This is a genomic window from Corynebacterium felinum (genome assembly GCF_030408755.1).
Taxonomy (GTDB): domain Bacteria; phylum Actinomycetota; class Actinomycetes; order Mycobacteriales; family Mycobacteriaceae; genus Corynebacterium; species Corynebacterium felinum.
Genome location: NZ_CP047209.1, coordinates 392,333 through 412,974, shown reverse-complemented (window position 1 = coordinate 412,974; position 20,642 = coordinate 392,333). Strand labels below are relative to the sequence as shown.

Sequence of the window (20,642 nt, the reverse complement as noted above, 5' to 3'; positions counted from 1 at the left end):
CAGTGGGGGCACTGACCCACTTCGCTGCTGTGTGCGATCTCGGCGTCGACCTTCGCTCCTCACCTGCCATCAAACCAACTACCTCACTAAAAATCCCGAACCTAGCAGGCATCATGCTGCTAGTCTTGGGGGCAAACATGCCTCAAGGTACAAGTGTGGATCACCGTGGCGTGAGGAAAGGAAGTATTGTGTGCCCACACCCACATTTTTCATCAGCCAATGATCCCTCCGCCCAGCTTTTCCACTTCATCGGCTCAGCCCTTACCGTCCCCTTCGTCCGGGTGGACCGCACCGCATTTTTAACACAGGAGTTCGCCAACCACCCGCACCTTGAGGACATCCTCACCCACGGCCCGCAGACTGTCCTCAGCGCTGCGCAGCTGCGCGAACACGCCCGCACAATAGTTGCACGCAATGTAAAAGGGACATCGGCACTGGCACTAGCCACAGGGCTTGCCGCACACCCCCTGCTGATGGTGCCCGCCGGAAGCGCCGACCTTGCGCAGTATTTCGCCTACACCATCCGCATGGCCCAACACATCGCCTACCTTTACGGCGATAGCGACCTCCACCTGCCCGACACCCCAGTCGACGATTTCTCCACCTTAAGACTCACCGCCTACCTCGGGGCAATGTACAACATTCCCGGCTCACTCGAACTCATGGCCACCGCATCCCCGCGTATCGGCATGTTTGTGGGCCAACATGTTGCCCTCCACGCCGTGCGCACATCCGCCTGGTATCCGTTGATGAAGCAGGTTGCCACCCAACTGTGCACCCTACTAGCCAAACATGCTGCTGCTACTACAGCAACAAAATCATTCCCACTTCTCGGCGGGCTCGCCTCCTGCGCTGTGACGTGGATGAGCTTCAAACCACTAGGGTTGCGACTCATTGACACATTTGAAACATTGCTCAACAGCACTCATACCAGCACTTATTTCACCACACCAACCCCTGCCATCGAAGGTGGGGAGTGGAATATCATCGACGCAGAAATCATCGAGGACCCCTAACCTCTAACCTCCTACTTAATTGTACACAATGAAAGTTATGCACCCTGTGACGATCGAGTAGGGTGCCGGGTTTCCCGGCAGCCCTCTCACACCACCGTACGTGAGGTTCATCGCATACGGCGGTTCCTTACACCAATACAGAGTATTGACTGTGCTTATAGTTCCAATACGCCACGGCTGATACGAGGTTCTGGTCATTCCAATACGCATTAGTAAGCGTGGTTGTAAGCACCCACGAGCCAGCGATACGCCAGTAGGACTTACTGGTATTAGCCCACTCATAGGCCTTTTGTTTATCCACACCCAAGCGGCAGAGGTTCCGTATCCGCGTTCGGATACGTTTCCACTGCTTCCATACGCACATCCGCAGTCGACGACGAAGATGCTCATCCAGCCGGTTAAGAAACACCTTCGCATCCGCCAACGCGAAATAACCAAGCCATCCACGCAAATATTTGTTTAACCGGTCAATGCGATACTCCATCGACACCGACCACGATCTTGCCGTAAGCTCTTTCACTCGGGCTAAAACCCTCACCTTCGTGGCCTTAGTAAGTCGAAACCGATACTGATCACCACGAACCAGATAGAACCCATAGCCTAAAAGCTCCGCCTTAATCGCATGACAAATAGTGGACTTCTCCTGATTAACCCGCAGCTTTAACTTCCCCTCCAGAAACTTCCCAGACTGGGCAAGCGCACGCTGCGCAGCACGCTTGGAACGAACAAAGACCCGAATATCATCAGCATAACGAACAAACTTCGTGCCCTTAGATGCAAGATAATGATCAAAATCATCCAACATGATATTGCTCAACAACGGCGATAACGGTGACCCCTGCGGAGTCCCTGCATCACTACACCGAACAACACCATCAGCCATAATCCCAGCGTTTAAATACGCCCGAATAAGCTTCAACACGCGCTTATCGTCAACCTTACGAGCCACCCTCGACATCAACATGTCGTGATTAACCGTGTCGAAATACTTCGACAAATCAACCTCAACAACCCACACATACCCCTCGTTAAGAAACCCACGTGCGGTCTTTAACGCCATATGTGCGCTACGTTGAGGCCTGAAACCAAAAGACACAGGCACAAACCCCACATCAAAGATAGGCGTAAGTACCTGCGCGATCGCCTGACAAATCACACGATCAACAACAGTCGGAACACCAAGCATACGCCAACCACCCGAAGGCTTTAGGATCATCACCTCACGAACCGGCAACGGCTTATACGTTCCCGCGTCAAGACGCTCACGAATGCCACTCCAGTGTTCACGCAGATAAACGTCAATATCCTCAACACCTACCCCGTCCACACCAGCAGCACCCTTATTCGTCTTAACCCGCTCTAATGCAGTGCGGAGATTGCCACCTGAAAAGACTTGATCCCACAGATCAGCACCCGCACCAGTTGACACTTCCCCTACATCGGCAGACACACAACTAAGCACACCATGGCTATCGTCGGGATTCACCCTATCCTCCCCATAATGCCCACACACACGTGGTTGGCAGCTTTCACCGTTATGCATAACTACAATCCAGGTTCCATACTCAACAATGTAAAGTTCAGTCCTTCCTCGCTCACCCACCATAAGGGCTACCGCGGACCGCGGTGTCTCCCACGAGTACTATGACCTCGGCTGACTCCTACCACACCAACCCACAACAGGGCTTACCACACCTACTTGGCACAGTCTGTGACAGGCCTCCCCGATTAAGAACATGCTCTTTCCTCCTACAACCGCCACATCTACACACTAACCACTTCGATGGAACAGGCTTCGACTTCTTCGGCAGCCTTACCCAGATCAGCGCGCCTTATATGTGATTCGTATACCTCGGTGCAGGATTTCGCTTGAAGCTTCCTCCCCACAACACCTCACGATGCTGCAGTTGCCATCAGCTACATAGTTAAACCACCTTCACTATCAGGGACTCACACCCTTAAGAACATGCCCATGTCGGGCGAACCAAAAAGACCCCTCACATAAGTAGGGGTCTTAGTTTTACTGTTAGCTCCAGCGCACTTCCACCACATACGCGTTCTTATCAGTACCGTCCGTGAGTGCTTCCACGTGGGATTTCATCAAAGTTTCAGCACGTTTTGTGGCGCGATCAATCAACCCTAAGCGCACTGCCTTTTCCTCCGAATTCTTCTCCTCCATTGAAAGGAACTTGGTCAAGTCACCCACATTAATCTGATTGAGCGGGTTCATGGACTGGTCGTAGACAATGACGCTGGCGGGCTCAATCTTTGAGTTCGTGATTTCCACCTTGGGTGCGGTGAGCACGATTTTCTGCGCCTCGTCCCTAATCTCTACATCAATGGCGGTAAAATCACGAATTCCGGCCTTAACCACGCCGTCGTAAGAAATTAAAAAGTGCTTGCCGGTGAGCGGAACAGTGATGCCGTAGAGTTTGCGCCCCGCGTTTTCAAACTTACCCACGTTAGTGAAGTTGTACTCTTCCACCGATAGTTCCGCGATTTGCTCGAAGGAACCACCAATTGTGCTCGCGGTAATGGTTTCAACGGGTTCATCGAAATAACCAGATTTCAATATTGCAAAAACACCCGCCCCGGCGAGAACAACAGCAACAATGAGAGTGACCAATGTTTTTCTCAGAATTATTGACATGGCGATGAAAAACTCCATTCTTCAAAAAGATTCACAAGGACCCAAGCCCTCATCAGGACACCAAAGCGCACATTATTGCCCATCATTTTTTTCTTGACCAACCAACAGCTGTGAATCCATTTCCCCATACTTCTTGGGGTTAACAATCCCCTCAGCAAGAATAGGATTTGAATCAAGAATGGGCTCCACCTTCGTTTCCAACCACTTGTTCGCAACCTGAGTCTTAGTAGCAACATCATCAAGTGCGACTAATACCTTATATATCGAGTGATTCGAGAACTGGCGATAGTTGCGTTTCGCACGCCGCTCAATGTTGGGCAAGAGACCAGGAACGTCAAGCACGGAGTGATTCCACAACTTCGCGCAATGTGCCAATCTGTTCCGCAAATAAACAAAAGATCGAACTTGACTTGGAAGAGTTCTAGGTGAAACATGCAGAGATTCTGCTAAATCGGTTAGAACTCCCGACTCCCCCGAAGCTTCAATAAAACGAGATAAATTTCCAAAGGTTAAAGCTTCTACCGCAACCCAAATAGGCATCCGAGCATATACTTCTGGGGTATAGCAGCTGCCAGATTTAATCTCATCTCGGTAGTGTCGAACAAAAGCTTCCTTGCTCCGATCAAGGTTGGCCAAAGCATGCTCCTCTACAGGCACAGCCTGAGGGTTAGGTGATTGTGTAAAGCCAAGCCCTCGTGGAAATCCTCCAACAGCCGCCACACGATTGGCATAGTGATATGCAAATTGCGTTCGTAGTAATACCTCGATTGGGTGCAGAACTTCATCACAGACCAATACCAATGCTTGTTCAGCTTCATAAAGGCGCTGGATGGTTTCGAAAGAAGCACCCTCTATGAAACGATTGTTGCCATTTTTTGCATCAACTTGCCAGTAACGGAAGTACCCCGAAAAGCGGTAATAACTCACAAGAGACAAAAAGCGTTCAGCGCCATCTGGGTCATCTATCTTGAGCCCACGTTCAGACAGCAATCCAACTTGTTCAGAGAAACTCTTCCATGGTTTAGACACGTTTTTGTTAGTGCTTTCTCCCAATAAAAGGCCCCAGCCATTTGTGCATCACCTCATAGAGGGAGAGGCCTGACTGGGGATCTATCGCTTCTGAGCGTACGTCACAGCTTCACTGAAGTCAATGAGCTAGGTTACCCCCGAGATTCAAGCTAAGTGAACTGTTTTCAGGCCATCAGTTGTTTTAGAAAGCTAGTTCAACGCATTACGAATCCCCAAAACTAGCTTTGTCTCACCACTACAGGCTATCCCAGAATTTCCCATTGGAGTATCAACATTGGACGCTAGAGCTTTGTTCCAAGCACTAGGCTTACGCAAATAACCAGTATAAATACAAAAGTTAGTAAAGATAATAAAGATAGTAAAGGATAGTAAAGCTGGTGTAGGCTTTGTGTCATGAACCGTGTGCCTAATCCTTTCAAAGCAACCCTAGGTGCTTCCCCACCATTCCTGGCTGGCCGTGAACAGGAAGTCGCCGATTTCACAGATGCTCTATTCGATGGGCCCGGCGCGCACGAACGGATTTCCCTTATCACCGGTCCGCGTGGGGTCGGGAAAACTGTGTTGCTTAATGCTTTCCAAGATGCTGCTCGAGCAGAATCATGGTGGGTTGTGTCTGAGACTGCGACGTCTGGTTTTACTCAGCGGCTTCAGGATGCGGTTTACCGGATAATTCACACGCATTTCCGCACACACGAAAAACGATTGACGGGATTGAGCATCGCTTCACTGGGTGGCGTGCAGTTTGCTGAAGCGGAATCATATCGCCCTGAGATGACTTTACGCGATGTTCTTTCTGAATTTTTTACGCTCCAAGAGCACATTGATTCCCTCGTTGGGCAACCCCCTGTTGGGCTCCTGATCACGTTGGATGAGCTGCACTTTAACCGCAAGGATGAGCTCATAGATTTTGGTGCAACTATTCAGCATTTGGTGCGTGAGAATCGCGAAATCGCTGTGACTATGGCGGGTATTCCCCAATCGGTGAAGCCATTACTTGCATCTGATTCTGGCCAGAATCCGGTGACTTTTCTGCGTCGGGCGAACAAGATTGAGCTTGGTTTGGTTCCTGATTCCGCTGTGCGCACAGCACTGTTATCGCCTTTGGCTGATCTTGGTTTCGAGTGGGAACAGGCTGCTGTTGATCTGGCTGTAGAGATGTGTGGCGGTTATCCGTTCATGATTCAGCTTGTTGGTCAGTATCTTTTCCGTGCTCGTGAAGGTTCGAAAATCACCGTAGCTTCGGTTGAGGCTGGTGCTGATCGGGCGCGCAAGCGGCTTGGGGAGCTTGTTCACGAGCCGTCGCTTGCTGATCTATCAGCCCAAGATCGCGCTTTTCTTGCAGCGATGGCGCATGATGATGGGGCGTCCAAGATGGCTGATATTGCTCAACGGTTGGGTGTTGATCCGCAGTACGCGGGAACGTATCGACGTCGTCTCATCGACGCCGAAATGATTACGACTGCTGGCTACGGGTATGTAGATTTTTCCCTCCCGTACATGCGTGAGTATCTGCGACAACACTATTTATCTAACTAAACGCATAGGTGAAACAGCGTAGGTAGTGGTGTTCTATTGGGCATCAAATGTACAAACGCCTAGGCGAGTATTCTCTTACCGCTTTTACGTCAAGGTGAACAATCGGTGAAAAATCCTCAAGCCTAGTTTTCTTAAGCTCAAGGCGTATCCCTGTCTTTCCTACTCTGCTTTACCTGAGATGTTTTTTACGCTTCACTGTGGTGAGGAACATGCAGGTTCATTGCGAAAGTAGTCGGCATACTATCGCAATCTTCTCAGCTTGCGAACGCACCAGTGCGCGATCTCCGCGCCCATCGAGTAGCTTCTGCCCATGGTGCGCAATGCTTCCGAACTTGATGCTCAGGATGGAAACAAGCAATTGGTGCACTGAGTACTTATGCCCACCCGCGTTCGCATATGTGTCGAGTAGTCGCTGCAAGCCAGCGTTCTTATCAGCCCAACCGGACCGATACAGCACAGTTTGTCCAACCACGGCGAGGTCATGCAAGGGGCTATCCCAGCGCACACCTTCCCAGTCAATAATTCCGTTGAGTTCACCAGTCTTCGCCAGGCGCAGGTTTGGGTAGGAGGGATCGCCGTGGATTAATTGGTAGCACTCATCGGCAGTGTCTGCCTGCTCAAAGAGACTAATCCCAGCAAGAATAGTCTCCGTTTCCTTCTTGTTAAAAGGTAACAATCCTTTGCTCACAAGGTCACGGGCGTGGTTGATAACAGTGAGCGTGGATATACCGTGGGCACCAAATTTCTGGGGCAGTTGCGCCATCGCTGCATGCAATTGTGCAAGGCCAACCGCTACTGAATCTAGATCCTCGACGCTGGTGGGGTCAGGTTGTCGGCCTTCGACAGATGTTGTCAAACGCCACAGGTATCCTCTGAATTGGGCTAAATTATCACCATTCTTTGTAGGTACTGCGCGGGGCAATTCGAGATACTTCAATTCCGGCTGTCGCAGAATTTCCTCCACGGTATACCACAGGTCGAAAGCTGCAGGAGTGTCAGCTGCAAGCCAATATCCAGTTGCGGCTTTCCACGTGTGCTTATTAAGTCCACTGTGTTCACGTACTGGTGTTTCTGTTAAACCCCACAGCTGGAGTGCATCCACGGCCTGATTGTCTTCGATCATGTGTTGTTTCCTCAAAGGTTTACTGCATTCATTCTTTTTATCCCAGTGCAGGCAGCTATTGACAGATGGTCACCAAAAACTGTGCAATCCCGTGTTGAAACTGCCCGGTGTCACCCCTGTTACCGCCTGCACTTTCTCAGTTATCGAGACCAAGAATACTCCACTGTCCCCTGCCACTTTTCCATGCCGGAGACTAAGCTTGAACATGTTCCTTGTACATTGTTTTTCTTCCCCGTGAGAGGTGCGCTATGCCGAACTTTCCTGACTTTCAAGCCGCATTCGATGATGTGTCGGGGCTAGTCGACGACCTGTCCGGAGGAAACCTCGGACGCTTCGACATGACAGCCATCGTGTTGCACCTTCTCAGCCTCGAAGAAGACGGAACCTACACCACCGTTGATGATCTCGGACCAGTCCTCGAAGCCATGCTCTATTACCCATGCACCGAATACCGGGCGGAAATCACCTGCAAAGGCGACCACTCCGGCTACATCGACGTCTATGGTTGGAACGCCGAGTACGTGGAAAAACTGGAATTCTCCAGCAGCAGAGTCGATCTTTTCGATACCGTGAAAAAGCGCCTGAAGAAAGCTGGCTACGCCATGGAAGGTCGCCACCCCCACGGTGGGTTGAAACTCATCCCACGCAAGCCATAAATTTTTGGCTGTTCAGAATGCTCCCTGTTGGATCAATTCAAACAGTGTGCGGCACTTATCTATCAAGCGACTGACACATAGGTGCGGTAATGAAAAACCTCAGCTACACAATTCACAATGCTTGCCGTGCTTCGAAAATCTCCCCACGAGAGTTGGCGGAACGAACTGGAATCTCACAGGCCATCGTGGAAGGCATCTTGAACGGCACTCGCACGATCAAAATGCCCGAAATCATTCTGATCGCCGAAGCAACTGGCTGCACCGTTGCCCAGCTCACTGGAAATAGTGTAGCGAACCGTGTGCACTGTGTGTCTCAGTCTCCCAACGATTCTTGCATGCAAGAAATAAAGCAACAACTCATTTATTTCTTGGAGCTTGATGCATATCTCGACGACCAAGCAATACCGGAAACATGATGCCTGCAGATAGAGAAGCCAAAGTAGCAGCGAAGAAATTTCGCCAACAGCATAACCTAGGCAACCAGCCACTCGGGGATCTCGCTGAGCTTATCCAACGCACCACTGGGCACGATGGTTGCAGTCTTAGATGTGCCCTCCTCCGATATTGGTCTGACCATGTATGATCCGGCGCGGGAAAAGTACACTATTGGGGTGGCATGCACCCCTTACCCTATGCGTCAGCGAAGCATTCTAGCTCAGGAGCTTGCGTACATATTTTTGTGGGATTTATCGTCTGATCTGCCCCAAAGTCACAAAGAGTTTTTCGCGGATGTATTCGCACAGCACTTACTCGTTCCACACACAGGGCTCGAAGAAATTCTCGGAGAAAAGGATCAAACCATATCCCTGCAGCTACTTTCACGAGTAGTGCGCCATTTCCTTGTACCCCCACAGATGGCGGCTAATGCACTACGCGATGCAGGGTATATACAGCAAAAGACAGTTGAACAGTGGCACAGGCTGAGTACTAAGGAATTAGCACTACGTTTTGGTTGGGATGGCTACTACACAAGCCTTAAGACGGCCTCGAATCAGTTGCGCCCCCCGCAAAGAATTCTCGCCAGAGCTATCGCTGGGTACCAAGCAGGGATACTTTCCGCGCAGGCAATAGCCACTGTGCAAGGGAAGACACAAGAAGAAATAGAAAAAGAACTCACAAGTATTGGCGTCGTTGCCCCACACATGAACTGGGAAGAATGCGCACTGGTGAATCTTCCAGATGTAGCCGTTGATTGTGATGGGGTCTGATTTGATGGGGCAAAGCGTTCACTATCTGAGACGCGAAGTGCTTATCCCCCGCTTCAAGCCTTTGGTGAGGAGTCTCACAGTTGATCAAGCTTAGGTAGCTTTTCAGAAAAATAGCTACATTAATTCTAGAAGCTCGCCCACAGCTTGAGCATGGACTTTTTCCCGGTAAGCAACGTTTTCAGCAAAGCGTCGGCGTGCATTTTCTCGCTGATGAACAAAACGCAAAAGTTCATCAATGGGAATACGTTTGTGGGAACCCACCATTGAGAACGAAATCACCGACTCATTAAGAAGCCTTTCAATATAAGTAAGACTCACACCTAAAAATTTGGCAGCTTCATTTAGGCTCAGATCTTTTGCCTCCCGAATAATGAGTACTTCATTAGAAGCAGCTTGAGCAATACACTTAAGAAGTTCTTTGACCTCTCGATTTTTACTTTGCTCGGCCAGCCGCTGAAGTTCTGCCTTGCTGGATTTAGCAAGGTGCTTATAGATTACCGTACCGCTCATCGTCTTTCACTCTCACACAATCACTACTTGGTCCATCTAATTTTACGTAAGCACATGAACCAATGAGGTTTGCTCAACAGAAAAATCCATGTGTGGTCTTGGTGGGTGGAACCTCTACGCTAAGCATGCGGGGGTTTGCACTCAGAATGGTTTGAGATTTGAAAATTACCCTGCTCAGAACACCCGCGTGCTCGTACTTTCTGCCGCACCGAGTATTCACTTAAGTTCCAGCCTAGGACTATTCATAAGCGCTGCAACTTGGCCAACACAAGCAATCATGCTGCTCAAACTAGCTTTATTAAGCAACCAGTATCCTGACCATCGCCCGTGATGCACACGTTCTTCAAGACACAAAGCTATCGCTACACCCACGAAGCACTTCAAGTTGCTTCTGATAAAAGCCCCACACTATTAAAGACGTGCTGCGTCATGCCTAATCAAGAAAACATTCTCTTTCTCTGTCTTGACTTCGGCACTAATCAGAACGGATAGGGTCATTTTGAAGAATTCAAAGCCATAACCCGTGAAGACAAACACAAAGCTATGCAGGGACAACATCCAATTACTTCTACCTCCTTCTTTTAACGATGTTCCCGTCAACCAAAATTATGACGACTCAACCACAACAAATCCTGGTGAGAATACCTCACATTCTAACTCCTCTGCCCAAGTTCACCACACCTGAATTCCTGAAAAATGAAAAAGTTTGAGGCTAAAACATTGACCTATTGATGCGCCGCTGTTAATCTGTCATTAACTTAATAGCACTCATTTTCATTAAGGAGGTTTTCAAATGACCAGTGCTAGGCGGAACAAAGTAAGTCTCTTGTCTGCATTCTTGTTTGCATGTTTACTGTTTTTCAGCTCATCAACATTAGCTATGGCTGAAACGGTGGAAGATCATGCCGTATTTGATGCGACGGATAATGCGTTAGATGTCATTGGGGATCGAAACTATAAAGCGCTACCCACCCCTATAGGTAATGACGAATTTGGTTTCGGCAATAGTGATGCAGCGCCTGTTGTTACTTCAAGCGACTCTGTAAAGATTCAGCTTGGAGGAAACATTAATGATACAAGCGAAATAGTTTTGCCTGTCTCATCAGAAGCTTCTATGAACATGATCGGCGAACAAGTTATCGTCAATGAAGAAGGTTTCTCAGATCCCGATTTCTCAATAGTTTCTGATGGAAAAACTGTGCAAATCCATGCGATCCTTGGAAATAAAACCGCATCAGAGAGAATACCCTATACGATCGAAGGTGCATCTTCCATTGAAATCGACAAGAACACTGGGGCTGCCTTTATCTACCGTGTAAATGATTCTGGGGAGCAACTTTTAGATAGCGTTATTGATACCCCATGGGCTATTGACGCCAACGGGAAGAATGTACCTACGTGGTTTGAAACTGACGGAAATGTGCTTACCCAGGTGGTGGAGCATAAATCAGGGGAATTCGCTTATCCTATCGTTGCAGATCCTAGTTGGTCAGAAGTCTGGGAATGGGCAAAGAAGGCAGGTAAAGTGTTTTGGCGAGGTACAAAATGGGTACTTAAAAAAGGGCTAGTTTTTGCAAGGTGGGTAGGCCCCGGAGCTTTTGTGCTCTGTGCGGTTGGTGGTGGATGGGCTTGGTACAGGTCAGATTCTGATGGTTGGGTTCGTGTCGGCGATACCGCTGTGGGATGCTTCACCTAGATAGGGGCATAATGGATAAATTAACAAAACTACTAGGAGTACTACTAGTTGCCTTTTCAGTCATGATGCTCGTCGGACATCTCACTCAGACTTTAAAATATTGGTGGGTTGCGCTACTAATAACCTTCCTCTTGTATATTCCTGAGATCGTTTCATTCTTTTCACGCAACCCAATTCGGGAAGACAACGAGGTCTCCTAGAATTGAGACTTTCGCCTAGTCTACGGGCGACTAGCCCAGATTTTTCATGGGGTGGGTTTGGTGGTGGTGGGTTGGGGTGGTGTGTTTGTGGGGTTGGTTGGTTCACCTTCGCCCTTTGATTCGTGGTTTTTAGGGCAAGGTGTGCGTCCATAAAGTTGTGTGGGGTTTGGGGGTTGGGGTGTGCCTGCAGTGTGGCTGCCAGATCGCGTGTGTGGGCCTAGGGGTGTTAGGGTTTTCGTTTCTTCCAGCGTGGCTGTAGAAGGCTCTGGGTGTAGCCAATAAGCGTGACCAGTGTGTGGGTGTGGGGGTTGTGCTGGTCAAGCTGGAGGATGATGCGTCTGCTGCTTGTGGTGATTTTTGATGCAACCGCAACAAACCTTACACGGATAGTCTTCGGCACCCATGTCCACCAAGGCTTGCTTGTTTCTTGGTGTGAATGATCCTTGTGGTGGCAGGCGTCGATGAGTTTCGTCCAGGTAAGAAGTTGGTGGGATAGTGCAACGATCAAACACCAGATTTGGTTCGCCCCGAATTGTTTAAACGGCAGTTTACTAAGGCCTTGGTCTTTGGTGTCTTTGATGTGTTGTTCACATAAAGACCGATTACGGTAGCAGTAGTCAATGTGTTGAATATTCCCAATAAGGTTCGTTACGCACAGTTGGGCGCGAACACCATGTTGGTTGAAAAGACTGTGTTGGCACCCTGGGTGGGGTGGTTCGATTCGTGCGATAACACGCATATCCTCGGGGTAGTCAGCTAGAAGATTCACCAAAGGTTGGTGCTCATCTATATTTGCGGTGCGCAGTAGTCCGGTGATGTCTTCAAGGAAATGGTTCTCATCACAAACCAGATCCCCTGAAGCACGCACAATCGGCACCCGAGTATCCCACCGATCACAGTCTTTGCCTGTGTGAGCACTGGTTCCCAAGTGTTGTGTATCAGCGTTGGTTGTTTGTTGGGATTGAAGGTGATGGTCAAGGGTGATGCGCGCTGTCGGCGGGGCGGAATAACCCAGAACATACCCAAGGTTGTGATCGTTGAGGAAACTGATGAATTTCTTTGTCCCACCAGCACTGTCAGCACGGATGACTAATCGTTTGCCCCAGGGTTGACCATCACTGTGATCAGGCAGGGTGGCAAGAATCTCGTCAACAAGCTGGCAGTGATCACGAATTGTGTTTGCCCCGGCATTTCCTGGTCGAAGCAGGCAGTTAAGAAACTCCCCACCAGGCAGACCGATGCTGGTGTAATCAATAAAGGCACATAACGGGTGGAAACCAAAGCCTTTCTTATAGGTAGGCGTCGCGTTTTCCTTATCGGAATGTGCGGTAATCAACGTGGCATCAATATCGATAACCAGTGGTTGTTCAACTGTTGCCACCCGATGCGGAGCGTGATCACCTAACAAATCCCACACCCTAGTGCGAGCTTGTTTCGCTGCGTGGATAAACCCTTCTCGCACATGCTCGCTGGTATCTGCATATTCTGTGATCCGCCGCCATGCGGTTGTCACTGACGGTAACGATTTTGATGCTAACGCGGTTGAAACAGAAGAAAGCAAGGTGATGTCGTGGACATCATCCCCACCAGCAATCAACGATAAAGCCAGATTCACCCACACATCCCCTAACGTGTGCGTGAGCCCAGAACGCGGCAAAGCGGAATCAAGGCAGTCACTTATTCCCACCAATTCGGCTACGTGAGCAAACGGTAACACCCCCGCACCGGATACAAGATGAGAACAGCTAGCAACCCGTGGAATGTATGTGGTAGTCTTCACCTTGAAAGTGTTTCTTTCTGCCTAGATTATTGACTTCAAAACATCTCTATTCTAGCAGGTCAAGAAGCACTTTCTTTACTTTTTGCTCACCTTTTCACCCCACACCCATGAAAAATCCGGGCTAGGAACTAAGATGACAAGGAAAATTGTTGTAGTGTCAGTGGTTTTGTAATAACAGAGCTGCCTGACTACTCGAAAATGGTGAGGACTACTCACCGGAAAAATGCGTGTGGAATTCCAACCTATGGCTATCAAGGAATGATGACTACAACGTCATAGCAATACACGCGGGCCTTAGAGACATATCGAAATCCCCACTCCCCCAAATTAAGTGGGATCGTGGGGATTCTCACTCCCTATGGGTTTAGTGCGTCTGGATGTACACCATGTGGGTCTCGACGTACTCCATCAGGCCATGCTTGCCGTCGGCACCACCGATGCCGGATTGGCGGCGGCCAGCGTGGAAGCCCTGCATCGCCTCAAAGTGCTCACGGTTGACATAAGTCTCACCGTACTGCAGCTCGTTCGATGCCTTCAGTGCCTTATTCAAGTCGTTGGTGAAAACGGAGCTGGTCAGGCCGTAATTGGATGCGTTTGCAATCGCAATAGCCTCATCCAGATCCTTCACCTTCACCACCGGCAGCACTGGGCCGAAGATTTCCTTGCGCGCAATATCCATATCGGCGGTGGCGCCGGAGAGTACGGTGGGCTGGTAGAAATTGCCCTCGCCCTTGTCGGTGGCGCGGGCACCGCCCAGTTCCAGCGTGCAGCCTGCAGAGATGGCGTTTTCGATCATCTCGTCGAGCTTGTCCATTGCCTCAGCGTTGATTAGTGGGCCCATGTCGAGTTCAACAACCTCAGAAGGATTGCCGTACTTCGTGCCATCCATCTTCGCAATGAGCTTCTCCAGCAGCGCGTCGTGGACGGACTCTTCCACGAGCACAACCTCAGCACAGTTGCAGACCTGGCCGGTGTTGATCACACGGGAGTTCCAGATAGCGGTGGCTGCGAGCTCGAGGTCGGCGTCGGCAAGCACGATAGCAGGAGCCTTGCCACCCAACTCAAGGTTGACGCGGGTGAGGTTCTTGCCTGCTGCTTCCATGATGCGCTTGCCCACCTCAACGGAGCCGGTCATCGAGATCAGGTCCACATCAGGGTGGGTGGTCAGGGCTTCGCCGACCACGGAGCCGCGGCCGCCGACCATGTTGAACACGCCCGCAGGCAGGCCAACTTCCTGCACCAGCTTGCAGAACTCGAAAGCGTTGATCGGGGTTTCCTCACTTGGCTTAATCACGATCGTGTTACCGGTCAGCAGGGCTGGAGCCATCTTGCGGGCAATGAGGAAGAAGGGGAAGTTCCATGGCAGGATGCCTGCGACCACACCAATGGGCTGGTAGGTCATCATGATCATCTCACCTGGGCGATCCGAAGGCAGAACCTCACCTTCAATGCGGCGGGCGAAACCAGCCATGTAGTCGAAGTAGTCGGCGGTAAACGCCACCTCAACCTCAGCCAAACCGCGCACCTTGCCTTGCTCTTCCACGAGGTAGGTGGCGAAACGATCTACGTTATCACGCAGCAACGCAGCGAGCTTGGTCAGGTATTCGCCGCGCTGCGAGTTGGTCAGCTTCGCCCATGCTGGCTGGGCTGCGCGGGCTGCAGCAACAGCCTGGTCGACGGCTGCTTTATCCGACTCTGGTGCATCAGCGAGCAGCACGCCGGTCGCTGGGTTGGTGACAGGGTGGGTGTCAACGGCATCAACAAACTCGCCATTGATGAAATTTTGATAAGTAACGGTCATGAGTTTTTAGGTCCTTTCTGACAAAAGATCACACGTGTTGAAAAAATGCTCACACAACCCGTCTTCGCACAAGGAGGGACAACCTTTCAACGAATCATGTGAACAAGGAATTACGGCAGCAATATTGCTACCCTATGTTTTACCGGCGGTTGATTCCCGCACCACCAACTCTGGAGTCAAAATCACCTTCGGGCCAGGTTTGCCCTCAAGCAGTTCCATCAGAGCTTGCAGTGCGGCTGAACCAATCGCCGTAAAATCCTGAGTGACAGTCGTAAGCGACGGTGTCGTCCACGCCGATAATGGCGAATCATCGAAACCTGTCACCGCGATATCCTCAGGAATCCTCAAACCCCGCTCATGCAGGCAACGGATCACCCCGAGGGCAAGGTTATCGTTCGCCGCCACGATCGCATCGGGGCGTTGCTTATCGACGCTGGCACCGGCGTCGTCAAGCAGTGCTAATGCCGCATCGTACCCGGCCTGAGCCGACCAGCCGTAGCCCGTGACCACCTGAAAATCAGTACCTATTTCTTGGCAGTAATCAACAAACGCCTCCCGGCGCGCCAACGCATCATCCCAGCTCATATCGCCGGTGATGTGGCACAGCCGGGTGCGGTTGAGATCTGTGAGGTGATCGATGAGGTTGCGGATACCATTTTTCTGATCCACAGCCACCACCGCGGTATTGTCACCGGGATCGTGGTCGGTGAACACCAAACAGGTAGGCAGGCTCGGCGCGTAGGTATCCAGTGCGTCGAGCACGTCGGCGGAGCGGGCAAGCACGATACATCCGGCGACAGCTTGGCCGACCAGCTGTTCGAGTGCTACTTCGTAGCGTTTCGGATCCTCCGCGGTAGCTACGCACAGGTAGTAGCCTTGTTCGCGGGCGGCGTGCTCAACGGCACGGAAAGCTGAGGACATGCCATGATCGACATCTCCAGTCAGCAGCACCCCGACAGCTTTGCTTTGGCTGGCCGCGAGGTTGCGGGCGGCGAGGTTGGGGCGATAGCCGAGGGTATTGATGGCGTCCATCACCTTTGTTTTGGTGGCTTCAGTCACCAATGTGGAACCGTTGACCACGCGGGACACGGTTTGCAGGGACACGCCTGCTAGTTGGGCAACATCTGCCATTAATACCCGGTCAGCCATTAGGTTATACAACCCCTTTTTTCACAATGATATTTCCGTACAGTGCGGTTTCCCCGGTCATAACAACCACTGATGCTTTCTTCGCCTGTTCGTAGAAAGCAAACCGCTCTACCTGCCCGCCCACAGCTTTGGGGTCGTGGGGGGCAATAATCTCACGGTACTTCGCCCAAATGGTGGGTGTGGGATCATCGCCGACAGTTTCCATGAGAAAGTACTGAAAATCATTGTATTGGTCGAGCGGCATGAGGGTGCAGACAGCATTGAGAAGCTCCGGCACACCCAGACCATCAGCGCGAACCACCGGAACCCCAAGGCTGTGGCCGGGGAAGTTCGCGTCGGCGAGAACAAGTTCATCGCCGTGCCCCATCTCCATCATGGACTTGACCAAATCTGGGGATAGAACTGGGGGAATATTTTTCAGCATTGTTCCGCCTTTCGGTTATCACAGGTGGTTAGCAGATGCCGTACTGGGCGCGCATGCCAATCAGCTTGGTAATCTCATCCTCCGGAAGCTGGCGGTCCACACCCATTTGGCGGGTGATGAAGGTCAGCTTGCAGGTAAATTCCAGTCGCTCCATGGCTTGGTAGGCCGACAGCAGGCTATCGCCCCAGCTGAGCGCACCGTGCATTTCCATCAAGCAGGCAGAGTGCGTGTGGGTGAATGGGGCGATCATTTCCGCCAGCTCGTAGGTGGAAGGGGTGGCATAAGGAGCTACGGGGATTTCTGGCATAGCGATGATGTTTTCCGGCATCATCTTGCTAATCACTGGCTCACCAGCGATAGCGAAAGCTGTGCCATAGGGTGGGTGCGCGTGCACCACCGCATTCACCTTCTCACTCTCCTTGTACAGGCGCAGGTGCACCTTCACCTCGGAGGAAGGCTTGTAGGGTTCGTTGGCGGCGAGCACGTTGCCGTCGAGATCCACCTTGCAGATTTTCTCTGGGGTTAACGAGCCCTTGCTCACCCCGGTGGGGGTGCACAGCACGTCACCGTTGGGCAGACGAACCGAAATGTTGCCGTCGTTGGCGGCAACCATGCCGGTCATCCACACTTTATATCCGATGTCGCAGATTTCTTGGCGCAGCTGGGTTTCCAGAGCATCCATGATGATTCCCTTCAGATTTATGTTGTATTCGGCAGGTAGGTGACAGTGCTGTACTCCAACGCAGTGGAATTTTGAGGAGTGTCACTGATTGTTTCGATTTGGGCTAATGCCGAGCCAAAGGCGGTGCCCTCTTGGGGGCCGGCCACCACTGGGATCTGGCAATAGTCGGCTGTGAGCTGGCATAACAAGGTGTTACGTACGCCGCCACCAATCATGCGCAAGCGTGTAAACGTCCGCCCTGTCACCTCTTCGAGGTTTTTCAGTGCATGCGCGTGGGTGGTGGCTAGAGATTCCGTGACTACTCGCACGATCGCTTCGGGGCTGTCGGGGGTTGGGTACCCGTGTTCTTCAAGCTTCGATGCAATGAGTGAGGCGTAGTCGCTAGGTGTTGTAAAAATGGGGTCGGTGGTATCGATTAGCACACCAGGCGAATCCAGTGTCGCCGCCTTGGCCGCTAGAGTGGCAATATCGCTTTCTCGCTGCGAGTCAGCGAAATTGCGGCAGCACTGCTGCATGATCCACAAACCGGTAAGGTTGTGTAACAAGCGCACCTTCCCATCGGTGCACACCTCGTTGGTCACACCCCGGGAGAATGCTTCATCGCTGAGTACCGGCGTGCTATTGACACACCCGAACAACGACCACGACCCACAGGAAATGAACGCCTCGGTGCTCTCCAATCGCAGACCATGCACGGCGCAGGCCGTGTCGTGGCTGCCCGAACGCACCACTGTTAAATTGTTCAAACCTTCATAGGTGATGGGGCCAACAACGCTGCGTTCAGGGGAAATCTCCCCCACCAGATGCCGCGGGATGTTCAAAGCATCAAAGACCTCCCACGCCCAGTCGCCTGCACCAGGTGCCGCCAGCGCGCTGGTGGAAACAATTGCCTGCGACCAGCCTTTTTCACCAGTCAGTTCGTAGGCCACATAGTCCGGCAGCAACAACAGTGCAGTCGCACCATCGAAACCATCTTCCACGCCTTGGGCAAAAAGCTGGCGGGCAGTGGTGATGGGATCTGGTTGAATACCTGTGAGTGAAAAATGCTTCTTTTGCTCAAGGGCCTGATCGGCTTGGGCAGATGTGCGTGTGGTGCGCTCATCCCGGTAGCACACTACTTCACCAATACGATCGCCTGCCTCGTCCAGCAGCGCATAATCCACGCCCCAGGTATCGATACCCACTGTTGCCGGCTGGTGGCCAATGAACTCATTGGCCTTGCCAAGACCACGAACAACCTCAGTAATGAGGGTGTCAATATCCCACACGAGTTGCGCATTTTTCTCCTGCGCGGTGTGAGCAAAGCGGTGCACCTCATCGGTGCTTCCCCCGGCCGCGTCCATCACGAGGACGCGGCCGGAGGAAGACCCGAGGTCCACGACGATGTGGAAACTACACATCAGCCGTAGAGGGGTCCGTAGTTTGCGCAGGCCCTAAAGTCTGCGCTCTCAGCATTCTGGGTTCCGTGCAGACCCCAGGCGCGAGGCCTGAAGATTCGCTCAGATTCCACATTGTGCATATTCACAGGGATACGCAGCATCGCAGCCAAGGTGATCAGCTCATGGCCGAAGTGGCCGTAGCCGATAGCACCGTGGTTTGCACCCCAGTTATCCATCACCTTGTACACGCTTTCAAACGCGCCTTCGCCGGTCAGACGTGGGGCGAAGAAGGTGGTTGGCCACGTGGGGTCGGTGCGATCGACGATGGCGGCGGTGGCGGCGTCGTCAAGCAACACCGTCTCACCTTCGGCGATCTGCAGCACAGGACCCACACCCTTGACCAGGTTGATGCGCGCCATGGTCACAGGCACGCCCCCTGGGGTGGTGAAGTGGGTGGAGAACCCGCCGCCGCGGAAATATTCGTGCGTTGCCGCGTGGAACGTGGTGGCCTCAAGGCAGGCATCGATATCCGCATCGGTCATCTCCCACCACGGCTTAATGGTGGGGTTACCGTTCTCATCCTTCGCAGCGCAGGTGGCGTCCAAAGTGGTAGGGCCGGAATTGCGCAGGTCAAGGAAGCCGTGTGCGGCTGCACCTTCTGGTTTTACGCCGGTGACGCGCTCGATCGCTTCAGGTGACCAGTATGTGCGCACGTCCGAGAACAGCTGTGCGCGGTTGGTCAGAAGGAAGTTAAACAGCATGCTGATGCCGTTGAGCACATCGTTTTCGGTAGCCATCACATAAGGGCGACGCTTACCTGTCCAGTCGAAGCTGGTATTGAGGATTGTCTCCATAAAATCGCCATTAGGCAGGTGATCTGTCCACTGACGCTGCCCCTGGAAACCAGCACAAATAGCGTTGTGGCCTGCGGCTTCTTCCTCGAAACCGAACTCGGTCAGGCGTGGGTTGCCTTCCATGAGATCCCGGCCAATGAGCACCATCTTGGTCACATAATCCCACTGCAGCTCACGCTGCTCATCGCTTAAGCGATTATGCTCAGGGTTCTTATCCTCACCCTCGGTGATGCGCTCGCGCACCCACTGTCGCGCAACCTCGTACTCCTGAGGGGCGAACACGTTGCGGTCCACGCGACGGGCAACCTCGGTCATGTCCACGCTCTCGGTGCCCATGCCTAGGTAATCCTGCAGCATATGGCGATCGATGACGGAACCTGCAATACCCATGCACGCAGAACCGATTTGCAGGTAATTGCGACCGCGCATGGTGCCTACAGCGATAGCGCAGCGGGCGAACAGCAAGATGCGCTCTGCTACCTCAGCTGGGATGTCCTCATCAGAGGCATCTTGGACATGCTCGCCGTAGATGCCGAAGGCGGGAACACCGAACTGCGCGTATGCGGCCAGGTTGGCAGCGAGGGTCACTGCGCCAGGGCGCTCGGTGCCGTTGAAGCCCCAGATTGCGTGTGGGTAGTTGGGGTTTAAGTCCATGACCTCGGTGACGTAGCACCAGGAGGGGGTGACGGTGAGTTCACCGGCGATGGGCAGTGCGGCGAATTTTTCGGCGCAGGCTGCTGCTTCCCCGGCGCGTCCGATGGTGCTATCTGCGATCACGCACTCAACGGGGGTGCCGTCTGTGTGGGTGAGGGTGGATTCGATGAGTTTTTTGGCGGCGTGCGCCATGGACATGGTTTTTTCTTCCAGGGATTCGCGTACGCCTTGGCGGCGCCCATCGATGATGGGGCGAATGCCGATCACTGGATGTTGTGCCATGATGTGTCAGTCC

At 52.1% G+C, this 20,642-nt stretch carries 18 protein-coding genes; 6 read left to right on the top strand and 12 right to left on the bottom strand.

The genetic code is table 11. The features are described from left to right. Positions 1–2 precede the first annotated feature (2 nt). Entirely contained in the window at positions 3–1,016 is a 1,014-nt protein-coding gene (locus tag CFELI_RS01845; RefSeq protein ID WP_277105308.1) for a hypothetical protein, read from the top strand. A gap of 127 nt (positions 1,017–1,143) precedes the next feature. Here the strand turns inward: CFELI_RS01845 and ltrA are convergent, their stop codons facing one another. The 3 genes from ltrA to CFELI_RS01830 form a co-directional block, all read right to left on the bottom strand. Continuing rightward, positions 1,144–2,466 carry a group II intron reverse transcriptase/maturase gene (gene ltrA, locus CFELI_RS01840; RefSeq protein WP_290258975.1) on the bottom strand — a complete coding sequence of 441 codons (1,323 nt, stop codon included), beginning with the start codon at positions 2,464–2,466 and terminating at the stop codon, positions 1,144–1,146. Between the two features lie 576 nt (positions 2,467–3,042). Continuing rightward, on the bottom strand, positions 3,043–3,666 hold the full coding sequence (locus tag CFELI_RS01835) for a DUF4230 domain-containing protein (RefSeq protein ID WP_290259257.1): 624 nt from the start codon (positions 3,664–3,666) through the stop codon (positions 3,043–3,045). A gap of 72 nt (positions 3,667–3,738) precedes the next feature. Beyond that, complete coding sequence (locus CFELI_RS01830) at positions 3,739–4,695, bottom strand: Abi family protein (RefSeq protein ID WP_277105136.1); 957 nt, start codon at positions 4,693–4,695, stop codon at positions 3,739–3,741. A gap of 393 nt (positions 4,696–5,088) precedes the next feature. Between CFELI_RS01830 and CFELI_RS01825 the strand changes: the two genes are divergently transcribed. Further along, entirely contained in the window at positions 5,089–6,231 is a 1,143-nt protein-coding gene (locus CFELI_RS01825) for an ATP-binding protein (RefSeq protein WP_277105135.1), read from the top strand. Positions 6,232–6,448: 217 nt separating this feature from the next. On the opposite strand, the gene CFELI_RS01820 is transcribed toward CFELI_RS01825, so the two are convergent. After that, positions 6,449–7,354 (bottom strand): aminoglycoside phosphotransferase family protein, encoded by a 906-nt coding sequence (locus CFELI_RS01820; protein ID WP_277105134.1) that lies wholly within the window; start codon positions 7,352–7,354, stop codon positions 6,449–6,451. Positions 7,355–7,602: 248 nt separating this feature from the next. Between CFELI_RS01820 and CFELI_RS01815 the strand changes: the two genes are divergently transcribed. The 3 genes from CFELI_RS01815 (at position 7,603) to CFELI_RS01805 (ending at position 9,218) form a co-directional block, all read left to right on the top strand. Next, positions 7,603–8,010, top strand: a complete 408-nt coding sequence (locus CFELI_RS01815) for a hypothetical protein (RefSeq protein WP_277105133.1) — start codon at positions 7,603–7,605, stop codon at positions 8,008–8,010. An 89-nt stretch (positions 8,011–8,099) separates the two neighbouring features. Beyond that, positions 8,100–8,426: a helix-turn-helix domain-containing protein gene (locus tag CFELI_RS01810; RefSeq protein WP_277105132.1), complete on the top strand. Its 327-nt coding sequence runs from the start codon at positions 8,100–8,102 to the stop codon at positions 8,424–8,426. Positions 8,427–8,540: 114 nt separating this feature from the next. Beyond that, the gene (locus tag CFELI_RS01805) at positions 8,541–9,218 is read left to right on the top strand and encodes an ImmA/IrrE family metallo-endopeptidase (protein ID WP_277105131.1); all 678 of its coding nucleotides are present in this window, start codon (positions 8,541–8,543) and stop codon (positions 9,216–9,218) included. 114 nt (positions 9,219–9,332) lie between these two features. Here CFELI_RS01805 and CFELI_RS01800 read toward each other — a convergent pair whose 3' ends face one another. Then, positions 9,333–9,728, bottom strand: coding sequence for an excisionase family DNA-binding protein (locus tag CFELI_RS01800; RefSeq protein WP_277105130.1), 396 nt, complete (start codon positions 9,726–9,728; stop codon positions 9,333–9,335). Positions 9,729–10,521: 793 nt separating this feature from the next. Between CFELI_RS01800 and CFELI_RS01795 the strand changes: the two genes are divergently transcribed. Beyond that, a complete protein-coding gene (locus tag CFELI_RS01795; protein ID WP_277105129.1) occupies positions 10,522–11,424 on the top strand; it encodes a hypothetical protein in 903 nt (300 codons plus the stop codon). A gap of 426 nt (positions 11,425–11,850) precedes the next feature. On the opposite strand, the gene CFELI_RS01790 is transcribed toward CFELI_RS01795, so the two are convergent. The 7 genes from CFELI_RS01790 to CFELI_RS01760 form a co-directional block, all read right to left on the bottom strand. Beyond that, positions 11,851–13,404, bottom strand: coding sequence for an IS1380 family transposase (locus CFELI_RS01790; protein WP_290258967.1), 1,554 nt, complete (start codon positions 13,402–13,404; stop codon positions 11,851–11,853). A 364-nt stretch (positions 13,405–13,768) separates the two neighbouring features. Continuing rightward, positions 13,769–15,205: an aldehyde dehydrogenase gene (gene aldA, locus CFELI_RS01785; RefSeq protein WP_277105254.1), complete on the bottom strand. Its 1,437-nt coding sequence runs from the start codon at positions 15,203–15,205 to the stop codon at positions 13,769–13,771. Between the two features lie 132 nt (positions 15,206–15,337). Further along, complete coding sequence (locus CFELI_RS01780; RefSeq protein ID WP_277105255.1) at positions 15,338–16,354, bottom strand: LacI family DNA-binding transcriptional regulator; 1,017 nt, start codon at positions 16,352–16,354, stop codon at positions 15,338–15,340. 4 nt (positions 16,355–16,358) lie between these two features. Further along, positions 16,359–16,778: an L-fucose mutarotase gene (fucU, locus tag CFELI_RS01775; RefSeq protein ID WP_277105256.1), complete on the bottom strand. Its 420-nt coding sequence runs from the start codon at positions 16,776–16,778 to the stop codon at positions 16,359–16,361. Positions 16,779–16,806: 28 nt separating this feature from the next. Beyond that, on the bottom strand, positions 16,807–17,460 hold the full coding sequence (locus CFELI_RS01770) for a class II aldolase/adducin family protein (RefSeq protein ID WP_277105257.1): 654 nt from the start codon (positions 17,458–17,460) through the stop codon (positions 16,807–16,809). Between the two features lie 17 nt (positions 17,461–17,477). Then, positions 17,478–18,860, bottom strand: a complete 1,383-nt coding sequence (locus CFELI_RS01765; protein WP_277105258.1) for a rhamnulokinase — start codon at positions 18,858–18,860, stop codon at positions 17,478–17,480. Then, a complete protein-coding gene (locus CFELI_RS01760; protein WP_277105259.1) occupies positions 18,860–20,629 on the bottom strand; it encodes an L-fucose isomerase in 1,770 nt (589 codons plus the stop codon). Before CFELI_RS01760 ends, CFELI_RS01765 begins: the two co-directional genes overlap by 1 nt. Positions 20,630–20,642: the final 13 nt, after the last annotated feature.

Coding starts and splice junctions, on each gene's coding strand:
- CFELI_RS01800 (WP_277105130.1), bottom strand. CDS start 9,728: ATGAGCGGTACGGTAATCTATAAGCACCTTGCTAAATCCAGCAAGGCA.
- CFELI_RS01770 (WP_277105257.1), bottom strand. CDS start 17,460: ATGGATGCTCTGGAAACCCAGCTGCGCCAAGAAATCTGCGACATCGGA.
- CFELI_RS01795 (WP_277105129.1), top strand. CDS start 10,522: ATGACCAGTGCTAGGCGGAACAAAGTAAGTCTCTTGTCTGCATTCTTG.
- CFELI_RS01815 (WP_277105133.1), top strand. CDS start 7,603: ATGCCGAACTTTCCTGACTTTCAAGCCGCATTCGATGATGTGTCGGGG.
- aldA (WP_277105254.1), bottom strand. CDS start 15,205: ATGACCGTTACTTATCAAAATTTCATCAATGGCGAGTTTGTTGATGCC.
- CFELI_RS01765 (WP_277105258.1), bottom strand. CDS start 18,860: ATGTGTAGTTTCCACATCGTCGTGGACCTCGGGTCTTCCTCCGGCCGC.
- CFELI_RS01760 (WP_277105259.1), bottom strand. CDS start 20,629: ATGGCACAACATCCAGTGATCGGCATTCGCCCCATCATCGATGGGCGC.
- CFELI_RS01825 (WP_277105135.1), top strand. CDS start 5,089: ATGAACCGTGTGCCTAATCCTTTCAAAGCAACCCTAGGTGCTTCCCCA.
- fucU (WP_277105256.1), bottom strand. CDS start 16,778: ATGCTGAAAAATATTCCCCCAGTTCTATCCCCAGATTTGGTCAAGTCC.
- CFELI_RS01820 (WP_277105134.1), bottom strand. CDS start 7,354: ATGATCGAAGACAATCAGGCCGTGGATGCACTCCAGCTGTGGGGTTTA.
- CFELI_RS01805 (WP_277105131.1), top strand. CDS start 8,541: ATGGTTGCAGTCTTAGATGTGCCCTCCTCCGATATTGGTCTGACCATG.
- CFELI_RS01780 (WP_277105255.1), bottom strand. CDS start 16,354: ATGGCTGACCGGGTATTAATGGCAGATGTTGCCCAACTAGCAGGCGTG.
- CFELI_RS01835 (WP_290259257.1), bottom strand. CDS start 3,666: ATGTCAATAATTCTGAGAAAAACATTGGTCACTCTCATTGTTGCTGTT.
- CFELI_RS01810 (WP_277105132.1), top strand. CDS start 8,100: ATGAAAAACCTCAGCTACACAATTCACAATGCTTGCCGTGCTTCGAAA.